At 66.7% G+C, this 15,893-nt stretch carries 12 protein-coding genes; 1 reads left to right on the forward strand and 11 read right to left on the reverse strand.

Translation table 11 applies throughout. The annotated features are described in order from the left end of the window. Positions 1–24 precede the first annotated feature (24 nt). The 10 genes from ACODRW_RS11190 to ACODRW_RS11235 all read right to left on the reverse strand — a co-directional run bounded on the left by ACODRW_RS11190 (position 25) and on the right by ACODRW_RS11235 (position 14,302). The gene (locus ACODRW_RS11190; RefSeq protein WP_488905770.1) at positions 25–2,436 is read right to left on the reverse strand and encodes a type VI secretion system Vgr family protein; all 2,412 of its coding nucleotides are present in this window, start codon (positions 2,434–2,436) and stop codon (positions 25–27) included. Next, complete coding sequence (gene tssH, locus ACODRW_RS11195) at positions 2,427–5,057, reverse strand: type VI secretion system ATPase TssH (RefSeq protein ID WP_227108460.1); 2,631 nt, start codon at positions 5,055–5,057, stop codon at positions 2,427–2,429. The genes ACODRW_RS11190 and tssH overlap by 10 nt, the downstream gene beginning before the upstream one ends. Further along, positions 5,054–6,034 carry a type VI secretion system baseplate subunit TssG gene (tssG, locus tag ACODRW_RS11200; RefSeq protein WP_488905771.1) on the reverse strand — a complete coding sequence of 327 codons (981 nt, stop codon included), beginning with the start codon at positions 6,032–6,034 and terminating at the stop codon, positions 5,054–5,056. The genes tssH and tssG overlap by 4 nt, the downstream gene beginning before the upstream one ends. After that, complete coding sequence (tssF, locus tag ACODRW_RS11205) at positions 6,031–7,893, reverse strand: type VI secretion system baseplate subunit TssF (RefSeq protein WP_488905772.1); 1,863 nt, start codon at positions 7,891–7,893, stop codon at positions 6,031–6,033. The genes tssG and tssF overlap by 4 nt, the downstream gene beginning before the upstream one ends. Continuing rightward, positions 7,890–8,336 carry a GPW/gp25 family protein gene (locus ACODRW_RS11210; RefSeq protein WP_107799088.1) on the reverse strand — a complete coding sequence of 149 codons (447 nt, stop codon included), beginning with the start codon at positions 8,334–8,336 and terminating at the stop codon, positions 7,890–7,892. Before ACODRW_RS11210 ends, tssF begins: the two co-directional genes overlap by 4 nt. Positions 8,337–8,411: 75 nt before the next feature. After that, positions 8,412–8,939 carry an Hcp family type VI secretion system effector gene (locus tag ACODRW_RS11215; protein WP_039755389.1) on the reverse strand — a complete coding sequence of 176 codons (528 nt, stop codon included), beginning with the start codon at positions 8,937–8,939 and terminating at the stop codon, positions 8,412–8,414. 177 nt (positions 8,940–9,116) lie between these two features. Further along, the gene (tssC, locus tag ACODRW_RS11220; RefSeq protein ID WP_107799087.1) at positions 9,117–10,628 is read right to left on the reverse strand and encodes a type VI secretion system contractile sheath large subunit; all 1,512 of its coding nucleotides are present in this window, start codon (positions 10,626–10,628) and stop codon (positions 9,117–9,119) included. After that, on the reverse strand, positions 10,625–11,149 hold the full coding sequence (gene tssB, locus ACODRW_RS11225) for a type VI secretion system contractile sheath small subunit (RefSeq protein WP_107799086.1): 525 nt from the start codon (positions 11,147–11,149) through the stop codon (positions 10,625–10,627). Before tssB ends, tssC begins: the two co-directional genes overlap by 4 nt. Positions 11,150–11,179: 30 nt before the next feature. Further along, a complete protein-coding gene (locus ACODRW_RS11230) occupies positions 11,180–12,115 on the reverse strand; it encodes a type VI secretion system ImpA family N-terminal domain-containing protein (protein WP_488905773.1) in 936 nt (311 codons plus the stop codon). A gap of 1,050 nt (positions 12,116–13,165) precedes the next feature. Then, a complete protein-coding gene (locus ACODRW_RS11235) occupies positions 13,166–14,302 on the reverse strand; it encodes a DUF4158 domain-containing protein (RefSeq protein WP_158274267.1) in 1,137 nt (378 codons plus the stop codon). A gap of 502 nt (positions 14,303–14,804) precedes the next feature. Between ACODRW_RS11235 and ACODRW_RS11240 the strand changes: the two genes are divergently transcribed. Further along, positions 14,805–15,221: a hypothetical protein gene (locus tag ACODRW_RS11240; protein WP_199225851.1), complete on the forward strand. Its 417-nt coding sequence runs from the start codon at positions 14,805–14,807 to the stop codon at positions 15,219–15,221. Between the two features lie 72 nt (positions 15,222–15,293). Here ACODRW_RS11240 and ACODRW_RS11245 read toward each other — a convergent pair whose 3' ends face one another. Continuing rightward, complete coding sequence (locus ACODRW_RS11245; protein ID WP_107799084.1) at positions 15,294–15,692, reverse strand: hypothetical protein; 399 nt, start codon at positions 15,690–15,692, stop codon at positions 15,294–15,296. Between the last annotated feature and the right edge of the window lie 201 nt (positions 15,693–15,893).

Below are 15,893 nucleotides of genomic sequence, written 5' to 3' on the forward strand. Positions count from 1 at the left end.
CGTGTCCAAGCCTGCGCCGCGTCATCAGCTTTTCACCTGCATGCCCAGCTTCTTCAGATCCACGCCGGTGTCCGAATAGGACGCGCCGGTGTAGGAATAGCTGACCCCGGTGGTGGAGCAGCTGGAGCCGGTGCTGGACACGCTGGAACCGGTGCTGCTGACCGAGGAACCGGTGGTGGACATGCTGGAGCCGGTAACCCCGGTGGATGAGCCGGTGACCGAGACCGACGAGCCGGTGACGCTGGCGGAAGCGCCGGTGGTGGACACCGAGCAACCGGTGACGCTGGCGGACGAGCCGGTGGTGGACATCGAGGTGCCGGTGACGCTGGTGGACGAACCGGTGGTGGACATCGAAGTGCCGGTGATGCTGGTGGACGAGCCGGTGTCCGACATCGAGGTGCCGGTCACGCTCTTGGAGGTGCCGGTGACCGAGGTGCTGGTCCCGGTGACGCTGGTGGAGGTGCCGGTATAAGAGGAGGACACCCCGGTCATGCTCTGCGACATGCCGGTGGCCGACACGCTGGTGCCGGTCATCGAGGTGGAAATGCCGGTCATGCTCTGCGAGGTGCCGGTCACCGAGGTGCTGGTGCCGGTCAGGCTGGTGGAGACGCCGGTAAAGCTGGTGGACACCCCGGTGAAACCGGTGGAAATGCCGGTGAAGCTGGTGGACACGCCGGTAAAACCGGTGGACACCCCGGTGAAGCCGGTGGAGACGCCGGTAAAGCTGGTGGACACCCCGGTGAAACTGGTGGACAGGCCGGTGAAGCTGGTCGATACCCCGGTGAAGCTGACCGACAGGCCGGTGAAGGACACCGACACCCCGGTGTAGCTGATCGAGGCGCCGGTGACCGAGGTGGACGTGCCCTTGACCGAGATGTTCTTGTCCTGGCCCACCGCCTCCGAGCTATTGCGCTCGGTGGTCTGCTGCATGTCCCGCTCGGCGTGCACCATCACCCGCTCCGCGCCGCGCTGGTCGTCGAAGGTGATCTGGCTGGCGTTGCTGTAACGGCCCTGCTTCAAAGAACGCGTGACCAGACCGGTGTAGCGGATGTCTTTCGGCAGGTCGTAAGGCGTCGGATTGTCGCCGTTGTAGACAATGCCGGTGACCATCGGCCGGTCCAGATCGCCGTCCACATAGGTGACCAGCACTTCCTGGCCCACCCGCGGCATGGCCAGCACGCCCCAGCCCTTGCCGGCCCAGGCTTGCGACACCCGGATCCAGCACGAGGCGTCTTCTTCCTGGGTCTTGTAGCGGTCCCAGTGGAAGTGCACGCGGATGCGGCCCAGCTTGTCGGTATGCACCTCCGCGTTCACCGGCCCCACCACGGTGGCGCTCTGGATGCCGGGCAGGATGGGCTTGGCCGTCAGCCGCAGCGGGCGGAACGGACGGTCGTCCGCCATCGCGCGGAACACGGCCATCACATTGCGGCCCTGGCCGCTGCTGTCCGGCCCGTCCTGCAAGAAAGTCAGCTGGCTGGCGGTCACGTAGTAGCGACGGTTGCGCGCCGCGTCCGGGTGGCCGTCCAGCGTGAAGGCGCCGCCGGTGGCCAGGCCGCGGGCGTTGGCGGTGCCGGTGAGCTGGTGGGAATCCGCCTGCAAGGCCTCCAGCCGCAGCCGCGCCAGCCGGTCGCCGCCGGCCTGATCGCTATAGCCGGCGCCGTAGTCGTAATGCTCCAGCCGGATGCCGTCCAGGCTGGCTTGCGCCTCCTGGGCGTCGCTGTCCAGCCGGTTGGACGGCGCGTGGTAGTCGAAATCGCGCAGCGCGACATTGGTCGGCCGCACCCGCCGCCCGCGTTGCAGCCGCTGCACGCCTTCGCGGCCCGGCACCGGACGGAATTCGTCGCCGTCCGGCAGGAAGCGCAGCAGGCCGTAACCGGCGGCCAGATCGTCGAAGCGCTGGGTATCGGACAGCACCACCACATGACGCTCAGGCTGGTGCTCGATCCAGAAGTAAATGCCCTCGTCCTCCAGCAGCCGCTTGACGAAGTTGAGGTCGGTCTCCAGGAACTGCACGCAGTATTCGCGCGGCTCGTAAGCGTGCTCCAGCTCGAAACGGAAGTCCGGCCGCTGATGCTCGCCGAAGACCTGCTCGACGATCTGCGGCACCGTCAACTGCTGGAACACGCGGCAGTTCTGGTTCTCCGCCAGAAAGGACAGCCAGCTGCCCAACTCCAGCGTGTAGGTATAGCTGTCCTGGGTCTGGCCGCTGTCGTAGCCGCCCAGCACCTGGCAGTGGAAGGGCCGGACGCCCTCGTCGCCCAGGTCGATGTCCACCGTCAGCCGCGAGCCGAGCAGCCCGTCCAGATCCAGCGCCGGGTCGGCGCAGGCGATGTCGAGCTGGTAACTGGGTTCCTGCGACAGGCGTTCGTCCGCCTTGAAGCTCAGCGCGACGCTGTCCGCGTCCAGCAAGAGGCTGTGCAATTCGATCAAACGCATGCGGTTTCTCCCGGGGCGGCGGATTCGGCCGGCGCGGCCGGCGGCAGCGGCACGCCCTCCCCGTCGTCGAAAATCAGTTCCAGTTTTTCGGCGGCGCTCAGGCGCACGCTGTGCAGGGCGCGGTCGGCGGCGCGCGCTTCCAGCACGCCGCGGGCGATGGCCGGCATCACCCGCTGGCGCAATAGATCGCCCACCGCGCGGCCGCTGGCCGGGTGCCTGGCCACCGCTCGGGCGATCCAGTCCGCGGCCTCGGCGTCGGCGCGCCAGTCCAGGCCGTTGGCGCTCAGGCGCTGACCGATGTCGTCCAGGGCCTGGCGCGCGATGCCGGCCAGCGCCGGCTCGCCCAGCGGCCGGAAGGCCACCACCCGCATCCGCGCCAGCAAAGCCGGCGCGAAACGGCGCTGCAAGCGTTCGCGCGCCAGCGCGTCCAGCCGGGACTGAGAGACTTCGGGCTCGGCGGCGCAGGCGGCTTCGATCTCGGCGTCGCCCAGATTGCTGGTCAGCAGGATCAGGCAGTTGCGGAAATTGATGTGCCGCCCCTCGCCGTCCTCCATCCAGCCCTGATCGAACACCTGATAGAACATTTCGTGCACGTCCGGATGGGCGCGGTCGAACTCGTCCAGCAAGAGCACGCTGTAGGGTTTTTTACGCACCGCCTCGGTCAGGCGGCCGCCTCGGCCGTAGCCGACATAGCCCGGCGGCGCGCCCTTCAGCGTGGACACGGTGTGGGCTTCCTGGAATTCGTTCATATTGAAGCGCAAGAGATTGCGTTCGCCGCCGAACAGCGCCTGCGCCAGCTCGGCCGCGGTCTGGCTCTTGCCGGTGCCGGTGGGGCCGGCCAGCAGCATCACCGCCATCGGCCGCCGCGGATCGCCCAGGCCGGAGTGCGCCACTTGCAGCGCCTCCACGATGGCGTCCAGCCCGCTTTCCTGGCCCTGGATGCGCTGGTTCAGCCCTTCGCGCAGCGCCATCAGCCGCCGCGCCTCGTCCTGAGCCATCTGGGTGACCGGCACCTGGGTCCATTCCGACAGCACTTCGGCGATGGCCTGCGCGTCCACCCACGGCCGCACCAGCCGTTCCGCCCCGCTCAGGGCCTCGGCCCGCTCCGGATCGGCGCCGCCCGTTTCCAGATCCTCCAGCCAGGCGCCCACCTCGGCGCGCTGCTCGCTCAGGGCCGCGTCCAGCGCGTCGGCGCGCGCGGCGGTTTCCTCGCGCTCCCTTTCCAGTTCCGCGCCGTCCGCCGGCGCGGCCAGGCCCAGCCGCGCGTCGCTGGCGCGCCAGTTCAGCGCCTGCTCCAGCGTCATCGCGCGATGGCGCAGCCGGTCCAGCGCCGCCGGCTGGCAGCTCTGGCTCATCGCCACCCGCGCGCAAGCGGTGTCCAGCAGGCCGATGGCCTTGTCCGGCAGCTGCCGCGACGGCAGATAGCGGCGCGACAGCGTCACCGCGGCGCGCAAGGCGGCGTCGACGATGCGCACGCCGTGATGGCCGGCGAAGCGCGGCGCGATCATGCGCAGCATGTCCACCGCGGTGTCGTCGTCGGGCTCGTCCACGGCCACGGTCTGGAAGCGGCGCACCAAGGCGGCGTCCGGCTCGATGAACTGCTTGTATTCCGACCAGGTGGTGGCGGCCACCATGCGCAGCTGGCCGCGCGCCAGCATCGGTTTGATCAGATTGGCGGCGTCGCCGGTGCCGGCGTTGCCGCCGGCACCGATCAGGGTGTGGGTTTCGTCGCAGAACAGGATGACGGGTGCCGGCGCGGCGATCACCGCGTCTATCACCGAGCGCAGCCGCTGTTCGAACTCGCCGCGCGCGCCGGCGCCGGCCTGCAGCCTGGCCACGTCCAAGGCCCAGATCTGCGCGCCGCGCAGGCCCGGCGGCACTTCGCCGCGATGGATGCGCTGGGCCAGCGCCTCCGCCACCGCGGTTTTGCCGACGCCGGCCTCGCCCACCAGGATGGGATTGTTCTGCCGCCGCCGCGACAACACGTCGATCACCGCGCGCAATTCGGCGTCGCGGCCTATCACCGGGTCCAATTCGCCGGCCGCCGCCTGATCGCTCAGGCTGACCGCCCATTGCCGCAGCACCGCGGCCGGATCGGCGGCTTCGCCTGCGGCCCCCTGGGCGGCGGTTCCGGCGGGCGCGTCGGCCGCTTCCGGCCAAGCGCCGGCCAGCGCCTCGTAACGCGCGACGATATCGTCCAGCGACAGCTTGGCCAGCGCCTGGCCGATGCGATGCTGCAGCCAGCGCCGCGTCGGCTCCTCGTCCAGCCAGGCCAGCAAGAGATGGCCGCTGCGCACCTTGGCGGCCGGCGCGGCCACCTGGCTCCAGCTGATGGCCGGCGCCACGCTGCGCTCCAGCGCCGGCGAAATGTCGCGCAGCGATTCGCCGCCGGCCTCGGCGGCGTCCAGCGCCTTGCCCACGCGTTGCAAAGCGGCGGCCGGCTCGCAGTCCAGCGCCTCCAGCAAGAGCGCGACGTCGCCGCCGCCGCGGCGCAGCAGGCAAAGCAGCCAATGATCTAGGTCCACCAGCGCGTGCCGGCGCGAGCGCCCCAGGGCGGTGGCTTCCACCAAGGTGTCGTATGCGGTTGGGCCTAAGCGGCCGAAAATGCGTTCTCGGTTCACAGCGGATCCTGGAAAGATTCATACACGGTGAGAGTCCGGAGCGAGACGCCGGGGCGGGACCATGCGTCCACCCCCAGGCGCATGCGCCCCACCTTGCCTGCCAGTTCCGGCCGGGTGCGGACCTGGACCTTGATGACCGGGGCGGCCCGGCCATCGGCGAAATCTGCGGCGACGGCGAACATCGCCAGCACCGCGGGCGCGCCGCGCCGCCAGCGGGAAAACTCGGCGGCGTCGATCGGCCCTATGGTGATGTCCAGCGCGTGCTGGACGTCCCAGATCCGGCTGCCCACGCGCCAGCTCCCCAGCCGGCGCGGCCCGCCTGCGCCTTCCCGCAGCGGAATCCAGCGGCCCTGGCGCGGCGACAAGCGCACCGGCGCGCCGAAATAGCCGGCCAGGATTTTCTGCAAGTCCGCCAGCGAGCGGCGCGGCGCGTGATAAGCGCCGGGATGGCTGCGCCGGCAGGCGGCGGCGTGCGGGTCCAGCAGCGGCTCCGCCTCCGGCGCGGCGCCGGCCAGCGCGGACACGCGCTCGGCGAAGGGATGGCGGCCGCGCTCGTAGCCCAGCGCCGGATGCATCGCCGCGCGGGCGGCGTAGTGCAGCCAGGCCAGATCGCCGCAGGCCAGGTTGACGAAGCGTTCGAAGGCGGCGTTGCGTTCCAGCCGGCGCTCGTGCAGCGCGTGCTCGGTGATGTGCAGCGGCAAGGGCCCGTAGGGCGCGAACAGGCCGAAATGGCGGCAGACCACGCTGACGCGCGGCGCGGCGTCGTCCTCCGCCTCTTCCACCTTCACCCCGCTGATCTCGCTGCTGGCGAAGTGCATGTCGGCGGCCTGTTCCAGGCCCAGCCAGTCCGGCCGGCGCCGCAGCCGGCCCGCCGCGGCGGCGTCCGGCAGCCGCCATTGCCAGGTTTCCACGCGGCGCATCAGTTCGAAGAAGGTGCGCTGCGGCTTAAGCTCCCGGATCATCTGCTGTCGTTTCATTGCAGTTCTCCGTCCGCGCGTTGGGTGTTGCCGTGCCGGCTGACCGGTTCGCCGTCCAGCCTCAGGCTGACTTCGATGCCGTCGTTGAGCGTGACCGCCTGGGCCAGCGCCTGGGCCAGCAGCCGGCCGAACAGCCAGCCGCCGCGGTCCGCGTGCATCACGGCGGCGATGTCGATGTCCACCAGGGAGGCGCGCACCAGGGCCTGCGGCGAACCGCGGCCGGCGGGCAGGAAGCCGGCTTGCAGATGCGCGGCCTTCAGGCTGTCTATGCGCTGGCGGTCCAGCGCCAGTTCCGGCTGCGCGGCCAGCCGCAGCTGCTCCGCCAGCCGCGCGGCGATGTCCTGACGGCCGGCGCCGCGCAGGCTCAACGGGTTCTGGCCGATATGGGCCACCGCCTGCCAGCAGCGCTCCAGGTCCGGAATCGGCCGCGGCGCGCTGGCCGGCCACAGGCACTCCAGCCGCGCCACCGCGCCGCCCTCGGCGCGCAGCTCCGCCGCCGGCAGGTCTTCCGGCCGCCAGCCGCGGTCCGCCACCAGCGCGCGCCCGGTCAGGGTGGCGATGTCGTCCAGGCCCAGATCACCGGCGCAGGCGGAAATGGTGATCAGATCATGACTGCCCAGCGCGTCCGGGCGCGCCTGGCGCGGCCCCTCGCTTTGCAGCGCCGGCTCGCGGCGCAGCGAATAGCGCGCCGCCGCCGGGGCGCTCTGGTAGCCGCCGGCGTCCAGCGCCGGCCGCGCCTCCCGCGAGCGGCCGTTGCTGTCGCAGACATTGATTTCCAGCAAACGCCACAGGTGATGTTCGGCCGGCCGCATCCGGTCCACCGGAATCCATTGCTCGGTCTGGTTCGGATCGTAGGGCACCGGGTCCAGGCGCTTGGGATAGAGATTGATCGCCGGGGTGGCGAACAGACGGAACTGGCCGGCGTCCACCTCGCCTATCAGGTCCAGCGGCGCCTGGCGCAAGGCCAGGATCAGTTCGAAGCCGCGCGCCGACGGCGCCCGCGCCGCCAAGGCCGCCAACGCGTCCAATTCCACGCTGAGCAGCCGCGCCGGCTGGGCGAAGTATTCGCGCAGCAAGCGCAAGCCCGGCAAGCCGCCCGCCTCGGCCGGCAGCAGGGCCTCGCCCTCGTCGGCGGCGGACAGGCGCAGGCCGCCAAGCGGCAACTCCAGCAGGACTTCGCCGCCGCGGCCGTCGTCGGCCGTCGCGTACCAGGCGCCGACGTCGGCCAGCATCGCGCGGTGCAGCGCGTAAGCCCGCGGCAGATCGCCGGCCAGGCTCAGTTGCAGCGGCTTGGCGCCGCCCTCCGTCGCGGCCAGATCGCCCAGCGACACCGTGCCCTCCAGTTTGAAGCTCAGGCGCAAGGCGGCCTGGGACGAGGCCAGCCGCCGCGCCAGCTCGGCGGACAGCCGGGTCAGGCCGCGGCCGCACTCCGCCCGCTCCAGCCGCAGCGGCAGCAGGGTCACCTCGCGCCCGGTGGCGAAGGTGATGGGCCGGGTCGAACCCGGCAAGGTCGCCTGGATCAGGGTGCCGCGCGGCAGGCTGCGGCCGCGGAAGGCTTCCGGCGAGGCGAAGTCCGGATGGAAGGCGAAGCTGCTGATCGCCGGCGTGGCGCTCAGATACAGCGGGCAGACCTGGGCCAGCGCCTGACGCGCGAATTCCGCGCACTCCAGATCCAGCCGGGTCTGCACTCGGGCGGACAGAAAGGCCACGCCCTCCAGCAGGCGCTCGACGAAGGGATCGGCGACCGAGTTCGGCCGCAGGCCGAGCGCCGGCGCGATCTGCGGATGCTCGCGGGCGAAACGCGCGCCGGCCTCGCGCAGATGGCGCAATTCATTATTGTAGTGATCGAGGAAATTCATCCGGCCGCCCCCGCCTCCGCGGCGCGCGGCAGGCCGAAATAACCGTCCAGATAATCCAGCGTCAGGCTGAGCCGCAGCGCTTCGCCGCCGTCGCGGGTCACCGCGGCCACATCGAAATACAGCAGCTGCCGCGCCTGCGGCCCGCTGCCGGCGCGCGCGCTCACTTCCAGCCGTTCCGGGTCCAGCCGCGGCTCGAAGCGGCGGATGGCGTCGCGGATGTGGGCGCTGACGCGCGCCGGGTCGATCCGGCTCGACTTTCTCTCCGCCAGCGGCGGCCGTCCGTAATTCCACACCGAAGTCTCCAGCTGGCTGCCCGCCGCCAGCGGCAGGCGCGCGCCGCGCAGCGCGGCGTTCATCAAATGCGCCAGATCGCGCGCGATGCTGGCGGCGAGCGTCTCGCGCCCTGCGCGGGCGGACAGTTGGTCGAATAATCGTGGCGTCATGGCTGCCCGGCGCCGCCTGGGCGACGCCGTCCCGATAGAGAGGAAAGAAGGCCGGAAAGTCCCGGCTCATAGTGCTTAAACGGCTGCGTTCAGCTTCAGGTCGTAACCCGCCTTGATCACCGCGCCCATGGTTCCGTCATTGCGCTGTTCGCGGTATTCGAACTCGATCTTGGCGAAGTTGATCTTGATCTCGTCGGTGGGCAGCACGCTTTCCACATCGCCGCTGCCGTGGCCCATGATGGCGTACGGCATATTGCCCAGCGTGCGGAAGGAGGACACCAGACCGCTGGCGAAGGTGATGATCATGAAGTCCTGCTGGCCGTTGCCGGACTTGCGGCAGATCAGCTTGGCGCGCGGGATGTGTTCGCCGGTGGCGCACATCAGGAACAGCTTGGGCGAGGCCTTGTTCGAGACCATGCGGAACTCGAAGTCCTTCATTTCCACCTTGCCGGCGCCGCCGCCGCTGCCGAAGCCCCATTTGCCCGAGTTCTCCTCGGCCCATTGCCAGCTCTGAATCTGGATCAGGCCCGAGTACTGCTGGTCAGTTGATTCCCCCTCGACTCCTTCAATCTGCAGAAAGTAGTCAACCAATGCATTTGCCATGTTGCGATACTCCGAAAAAAAGTGATGGACAAGCCAGACCTGAAACGGAATGCAAGCGCCGGGGCGACTCAGGTCGTTCCCGCCCCGCGCCAAACCGGCCGCCGTCAGCTCTTGCTCAAGCCTTGCTTAAGCTAAGCGCGGCGGTGAATGAACGGGCTATCGGAAGCGAACCGCGCGCTAGCGAGCCCCCTCCTGCTTGGCCGACGGCAGCTTGGAAACCAGCCGCAGCGACACGGTCAAGCCTTCCAGCTGGAAGTGCGGCCGCAGGAAGAACTGGGCGCGGTAGTAGCCGGGGTTGTCCGGCAGCTCGTCCACCAGCACCTCGGCCGCGGACAGCGGGCGCTTGGATTTGGTGACCTCGCTGGAAATGCTGGGATCGCCGTCCACGTAGTTCATCAGCCAATCGTTGAGCCAGCGCTGAGTGTCTTCCCGCGATTTGAAGGAGCCGATCTTGTCGCGCACGATGCACTTCAGGTAATGAGCGAAGCGGCAGGTGGCGAAGATATAAGGCAGGCGCGAGGACAGATTGGCGTTGGCGGTGGCGTCGTCGTCCTCGTACACCGCCGGCCGGTGCACGGTCTTGGCGCCGATGAAGGCCGCCATGTCCGAGTTCTTGCGGTAAACCAGCGGCATCAGGCCGGATTCGGACAGCTCGTGCTCGCGGCGGTCGGAGATGGCGATCTCGGTGGGGCAATGCAGCTCCACTTCCTTGTCCTGCGAGGGCAGCACGAATTTGGGCAGCACCTCCACCGCGCCGCCGGACTCCACGCCGCGGATCTTGGTGCACCAGCCGTAGGTGCTGAAGGCGCGGGTGATGTTGGCGGCCATCGCGTAGGCGGAATTGGCCCAGCAAAAATCGCTGGCGCGGTTGGGGTCCACCTTCTCCTCGAAGCCGAACTCCTCTATCGGCTGGGTCTTGGGCCCGTAAGGCACCCGCGCCAGGAAGCGCGGCAAGGTCAGCGCCAGGTAGCGCGAATCGTTGCTTTCCCGCAGCCGGCGCCAGAACGCGTATTCGGTGGCGGTGAAGATCTTGGACACGTCGCGCGGATTGCCCAGCTCGCTCCAGTCGTCCATCTGCAACAAGCTGGGCGCGGCGGCGGAGATGAAAGGCGTGTGCGCGGCGGCGGCGATCTTGGACATCTCGGTCAGCAAGGCCACGTCCTGCGCGCTGTGGTCGAAGTGATAATCGCCCACCAGGCAGCCGAAGGGCTCGCCGCCGAACTGACCGTACTCCTGCTCGTAGATCATCTTGAAGATGGGGCTCTGGTCCCAGACCACGCCCTTGTAGCGGCGCAGGGTCTTGCCCAGCTCTTTCTTGGAGACGTTCAGGTAGCGGATCTTCAGATTCTCGGTGGTGTCGGTGTTGGACACCAGGTAGTGCAGGCCGCGCCAGGCCCCTTCCAGTTTTTGGAAGTGCTCGTTGTGCAAGACCAGGGTCAGCTGTTCCGAAATCTTGCGGTCCAGCTCGGCCACCAATTGCTCCACCGTCTGCGCCACGTCCTCGCGCACCACCACCCGGCTGCGGCGCGCATAGGCCAGCAAGGTCTGCACCGCGCTTTGCACCGCCTCGGCGGCTTCATTGGTGCGCGGCCGGAACGAGCGGCGCAGGATGTCCTTCAGGCCGTCGTCCACCGTGGTTTCGGTCTGGCCGGCCGCGGCCGGCGCCTGCATCTCGGCATGGGTGCTCATCTCGCCTCCCCGTCGGCCTGGGCCGCCTCGCCCGCCGCGGCGTCGTCCGCGGGCAGATGCAGGTCCTTCAGCAGCTGCTCGATCAACTCCTCGGCCGCCACCTTGCCGTCCATATAAGTCAACAATTCCTTCAACTGGCTGCGCGCGTCCAACAGCACCGCCAGCTCGGGGATTTTCTTCACCACCTCGGCCGGCTCGAAGGACTCCATGGAGTCGAAGCTCAAGTCGATCGGGATCAAGGTTCCGTCATCGGTGATCACGTTCTTCACGTGGTAGCTGAGTTCCGGCGCGATCTGCGCCATCCGCAAGTCGAAGTTCTCCACGTCGATCTCGGTGAAACGGCGGTCCTCCACCGCGCCCAGCGCTTCGATGTTGTCGCCGGACAAGTCCGCCAACACCCCGGCTACAAAAGGCAGCTCCACCTTTTTCTGCGAACCGTAGACTTCCACGTCGTATTCGATCTGCACGCGGGGCGCACGGCTTTCCCCGATGAACTTCTGCGCATCCTTCTGTCGCGCCATGGCATATGTCCTTTCCCTGATATTGCTTGACTACCCTTGTAAAGGCCGGGGGCGATCCAATTTCGCCACCAGCGCATCCGATTCGGCGAACAGCTCCGCCATCAACTCCTCAAAGCCCGCGCCCAACATCCGCTTGGCGCGCAGCAGAAAGATGGGCGCCGGGTGCCCGGGCTCGTGCTCGCGGAAATACGCGACGATCAAGTCCAGCGCCGCCGCCACCTCCTCGCGGCTGTTCAAGGCGCCAGCCGGCAACGCGCGCGCCGCCGGGGCGGCCTCGCTCAAGACGGGCGCTTCTGCGGGGACCGCGGCAAGCATCGGCGTCAGCGCCGCTTCCAGCTCATCCAGCAAGGCGTTCAGACCGGCGCAATCGAACTGCTCGGCGAAACCCTCGCGCTGGCTCAAATCCGTCAAGGCGGCCAGGCCGGCGCGCAGCCGGGACAGATCCCGCAACGCCCGCTCCCGCTCCGCCGGCGGAGCGGCGGCCGGGTCCTTGGCCAATTGGCCGACGCGCAGCTCGCTGTCCGCGCTCAGCCGGCTATGCGCCAGCTGATGCAGGAAGGCCGGCCCGCACAGCCAGGCCAGATGCAGCGCGTGGGTTTCACCCGCCGGCGCGTCCGGCTGCCCGGCCGGCCGGATGTTTTCCAGCGGCTGCGCCGCGATCGCGGCCAGCGCCGCCAGTCCTTCCGCCGCCCCGGCCAGACCGCGCTGGGCCAGCGCCGCGCGCAGCAGCCAAACGCCAACCCGCACATCCGCGGCCTTGCCAAGCAGGCCGCGGCAGGCGCTTTCCACGCTGGTCCAGTGGAAGGGCTCCGCGCCCTTGCGCAAAGGCGCCTGGCCCACCGCGTCGTATTCGCAGATCGCGGCGTCGACGCGGGCGAAGTCCGCGTCGAAATCCAGCTCTTCCGCGGCCGGGGTGTCCGGCAAGGCGATATCGGCGATGGCGTGGTTCATGGTTTCAGCGTTCATGACGAAAGTTTGCTTCCAACGGCGGCCCTGCCCGGCCCGCCTCAATGTTTTGAATAAGGCGCCGATAAACGGCTGGCGCGCTTTCACAAAAACTCGAGAACAAAGTTATAAGCAAACGCTTGAGTCTGTCCAAATAAACGCCCGGCGGCGGGTTTACCGGTAAACACCGGGGAAACGGGGCGAAACCGCACGGCAATACAAATGCATAAACCGTTTTTCATGACGGCCGCGCATGCAAGGACTTGGGGAAATAGTTAAGCGCGCAGCCGGAAGAATGGCTTGCGGCAGAGCAGAATACGGAAGGAAGACGCTGAGTTTGACGCGGCGGCCGGCTTAATCGGCGTCGATTTTCAAGGCTGGCCGATAAAATAAGCTCGGCAATCGCAAGCGCAAGATTTTATTTGCATTTTTAGCGAATATCGGCCGCGCCCGATCCATGCTCGGTGAGTGCGCAAGCACGGCGGCGCCAGTCGCGGCGCGCCGCCCGCTCGTCGGCGCGGCCTGCCGGATCAAAGAAGCGATCCGGGCGGCAGACAATGTGCAAAACACATACTTATTAGGATAATTTGGAGAAAAGTTTTTAATGCCGAGACTTGTTTGGTGTAAATTGGCATAAGCCGTCTATTTTCTAAAACGCTTATGCGCAAATGGCGATTTTATTAAGCCAAGACTTAATAAATCATGGAAAGACGGATCTCAAGCGGCTAAAACGTGGAAAGTGCAAATTCACATTTTGCTCAAACTTTGTTGCATTTGATACACAAAACCCAGGCATTGGGAATAACGCTTTTTCCGCACGTTAGCATATTTAGATAGTCCCGCATGTCCGCGCGCCTTATTTGCATAAATCAAAAACAAGATCAGGGTTTTCCCTAATGATCGGCAATAAAATAAACGATTGTTTAATTTTGTAACCGTTTAGTAATTTTTATTAAATATCCTGAACGCGCTAAAAAAAATAAACCCCGTCAATGACGGGGTTTAGGATTCAGCGATTTTCATTCATTTCGCTTGCGCCGCGGCACATCGCCGCCGCGCGTTCAAGCCGGTTCACATCAGTTCGCCGGCCTCCAGCGTTTTGCCCACCAGGCGTTCGCGCAGATCGAGGATTTCCTTGACCAGGGCGGCGCGCAGCTCCAGCACCAGGGCCAACAAGGTGGCCATGCGCCGGCGCGGCTCCAGCTTGGCCAGATCCTTGGGCTTCATCTGCCGGCCCTCGGCCGCCAGCCTGCCCATCCTCTGTTGCGACACCAGATTCTGCAAACCGGCGGGCAGGGACAAAGCGTCAATCGCCTTCAGTTTTTCCAGGTTCTGCAACATGCGCAGCAGGGCCGCGCGCGCCTGCAACACGATGGCCACCAGGGTGGCCATGCGCCGCGGCGGCTCCAGTTCGGCCAGATCATGGCAGCTCATGCCGTCGCCGGCGCGGGCCAATTCCTGCATCCGCCCCGGCCCCACCAACTGAGTCAGGTGGGCCGGCAAGGCCAGCGCTTCCACCACTTGCAAGCGCTCCAGCTGCGGCGCCGCGCCGCGCGCGCGGTCCGCGTTCAGCCGCAGCCAGGCCAGCGTCGTCAGCTTGCCGCCCTCCCGCAGTTCCAGCAGGGCGTCCAGCCGTTGGCGCTGGCAGGCGCTCAAGGCCTCGTTGAGCCGGGAGTAGACTTGACGCGATCCCAAGGTCAGCGCCGCCGCGCAACTGCGGTCAATCACGCCTATGGCCGGCAGCACGATGCGCCTCTGGCGCAGCCAGGACACCATGGCCTGCGCCAGGCACAGCGGCTGATCGGTTTGAGTGGCCAGCCGGGCCAAGTGGCGCAAGACCGCCTGGCCGTCCTCGGCCCGGTACGGCCTCAATCCCAGATAGGCGTAGAGTTTGACCAGATGCTCGCGCCGGGTCTGATCGCGGGTGGCGTAGCGTTCCCAGTCCTCCTCGCGCGCGCCCAGCGCGGCCGCCACCCGCCGCAACAAACGTGGTGCGGGCTGGCAGCCCTCGTCCAGCGCGATGCCGGGATGGCGCAGATAGCACAGCAGCACGGCCACGCCCAAGCGGTTGGCGCTGCCGCGGTGCTGCTGGATCAAGGCGAAATCCTGTTCGCTGAAGGCGGTTAACTGATCTAACTCGTATTCGTCGTCTGGAGGCTCCAGCAAGCTGGCGCGCTCTGGCGGCGAGAGCAACGGACGTCTCGGCATAGTTCTCTTCCCCTGGCCTTGGCCAATGCGCGAAGCGCCGGCGTTTCTGCGGGCCGGCTGCCTCGCTTGGGCTCCACCGCTCTGACGGCGGCACTGGAGCCGGTGACGCCCTTTGCCGGCCATGTCCGCCGACGAAAGGGCTAACTAAAACATTATGAAGTTCAAGTTGCTTCACTGGTAAGCATTACTTTGTGATGGACCGCATTTGCGGTAGTTCCCGGAAATATGCCGATTTCTTAATTTGAATAGTGAATTAGTCACACGACAAAGGTTTCCACCCCCATAAAATGCCAATGTATTTATTTTTGCCATGGTAAGTCCGGGTAAAAATAGCCGATGGGCGATTAGAATCACCGCATAAGGGCGCTCGCCGCGGGAAAGACGGGAACTTCTGTCATTCCAAACGAATCCCATGCTTCCATAAAGTGCTTAATATTGTCAGTTTCGCGCGCGAAGCGGGCCGCCGGTCCGACGCCGCCCACGCCTTGCAAGGAAGACGCCGATGTTCGAGTCCTGGATCCGTTTTTCCGTGCTCCTGTCGATAGGAGTCACCGTGTTGTCGCTGGCCATCACCGGCTTTCTGCTGTTTCGCTCTTTCGACTGGACCTCGCAATTGCGCGGACTGTCCGGTCCCTGGCAGCGAGAAAGCGTGAAAGACGGCGTCCGTCTCAACGCCGACGTCTTGTCGATCCGGCAAACCGGCCTGCTGGTGAACCAGGTGCCGATGATGCGATTGGAGTTGAGGGTGTGGCAGGACGGCTTCAGCCGGGAACTGACGATTGAACAACTGATAGATCTGGGCAATATGCCGCGCGCCGGCGAACGGGTGGAAGTCATGGTGGACCGCCAGGACCCGTCCCGCGCGTCCTATCTGCGGCTGGCGCCGGCGGGCGACGCGCCGCCTGCTCGCCTGCCTTGAAAACCGGCAAAGTCCGCCTCGCGCGGCGGACGAGCGCTCGCGAGGCGGGGCGCTCCTTCCGCTCGCGCGGCGCTAGGCCCGGGTGGGTTTGCGCGGTCGCCGCGCGCGCCGCTGCAACAATTCCTCCAGTTGCGCGCTGATTTCCAGCGAGGCCTTCGCGCCCAGCCCCTGCTGCAGCGCGTCGCGCTGCGGCGGCGCCGCCTGGGCGAACAGCATGGTTTCCCGCAACAGGGCGTTCATCGAATCCAGCCCGCCCTGCGCATGCGTCTGCAAGCGCGCGTTGATGCGGCGCAGGCTGTCGGACACGTCGATGGAATCCGTGACCGCGCTGTTCAAACGCATCAGCTGCCCTATCTTCAGATAATCCTGCAGCTTGATGGTGCCGCTTTGGTTCATGGTCAGCACCAGGCCTTCGATAATCCTCTCCAGCGCGGCTTGCCGCGCAACCAGCATCTCCAGAATGTCATCCATATCCACTCCTCAATATCAGGCGCGTCAAAGGCAGACTAACAAGTAAACAGTTTTAAATACATATTAATTTAGACCAGTTTACGCGGCTGCCTTATCACGCCGGGTTTTTATCGGCTTATGGCATTAAATATTCAATATGGGAAATGGGTTTGGCAAGCGAAATACCGCAGGATCCGGCTATCGCCGGCGCGGTTGTCGCCA

It is taken from the genome of Chromobacterium sp. FG89 (assembly GCF_057808735.1).

What these genes read in the sequence shown, in the direction of transcription:
- ACODRW_RS11215 (WP_039755389.1), bottom strand. Translation starts at nt 8,939, where the DNA reads ATGGCAAATGCATTGGTTGACTACTTTCTGCAGATTGAAGGAGTCGAG.
- ACODRW_RS11240 (WP_199225851.1), top strand. Translation starts at nt 14,805, where the DNA reads ATGTTCGAGTCCTGGATCCGTTTTTCCGTGCTCCTGTCGATAGGAGTC.
- tssF (WP_488905772.1), bottom strand. Translation starts at nt 7,893, where the DNA reads ATGAATTTCCTCGATCACTACAATAATGAATTGCGCCATCTGCGCGAG.
- ACODRW_RS11210 (WP_107799088.1), bottom strand. Translation starts at nt 8,336, where the DNA reads ATGACGCCACGATTATTCGACCAACTGTCCGCCCGCGCAGGGCGCGAG.
- tssG (WP_488905771.1), bottom strand. Translation starts at nt 6,034, where the DNA reads ATGAAACGACAGCAGATGATCCGGGAGCTTAAGCCGCAGCGCACCTTC.
- tssC (WP_107799087.1), bottom strand. Translation starts at nt 10,628, where the DNA reads ATGAGCACCCATGCCGAGATGCAGGCGCCGGCCGCGGCCGGCCAGACC.
- tssB (WP_107799086.1), bottom strand. Translation starts at nt 11,149, where the DNA reads ATGGCGCGACAGAAGGATGCGCAGAAGTTCATCGGGGAAAGCCGTGCG.
- ACODRW_RS11245 (WP_107799084.1), bottom strand. Translation starts at nt 15,692, where the DNA reads ATGGATGACATTCTGGAGATGCTGGTTGCGCGGCAAGCCGCGCTGGAG.
- ACODRW_RS11190 (WP_488905770.1), bottom strand. Translation starts at nt 2,436, where the DNA reads ATGCGTTTGATCGAATTGCACAGCCTCTTGCTGGACGCGGACAGCGTC.
- ACODRW_RS11230 (WP_488905773.1), bottom strand. Translation starts at nt 12,115, where the DNA reads ATGAACGCTGAAACCATGAACCACGCCATCGCCGATATCGCCTTGCCG.
- ACODRW_RS11235 (WP_158274267.1), bottom strand. Translation starts at nt 14,302, where the DNA reads ATGCCGAGACGTCCGTTGCTCTCGCCGCCAGAGCGCGCCAGCTTGCTG.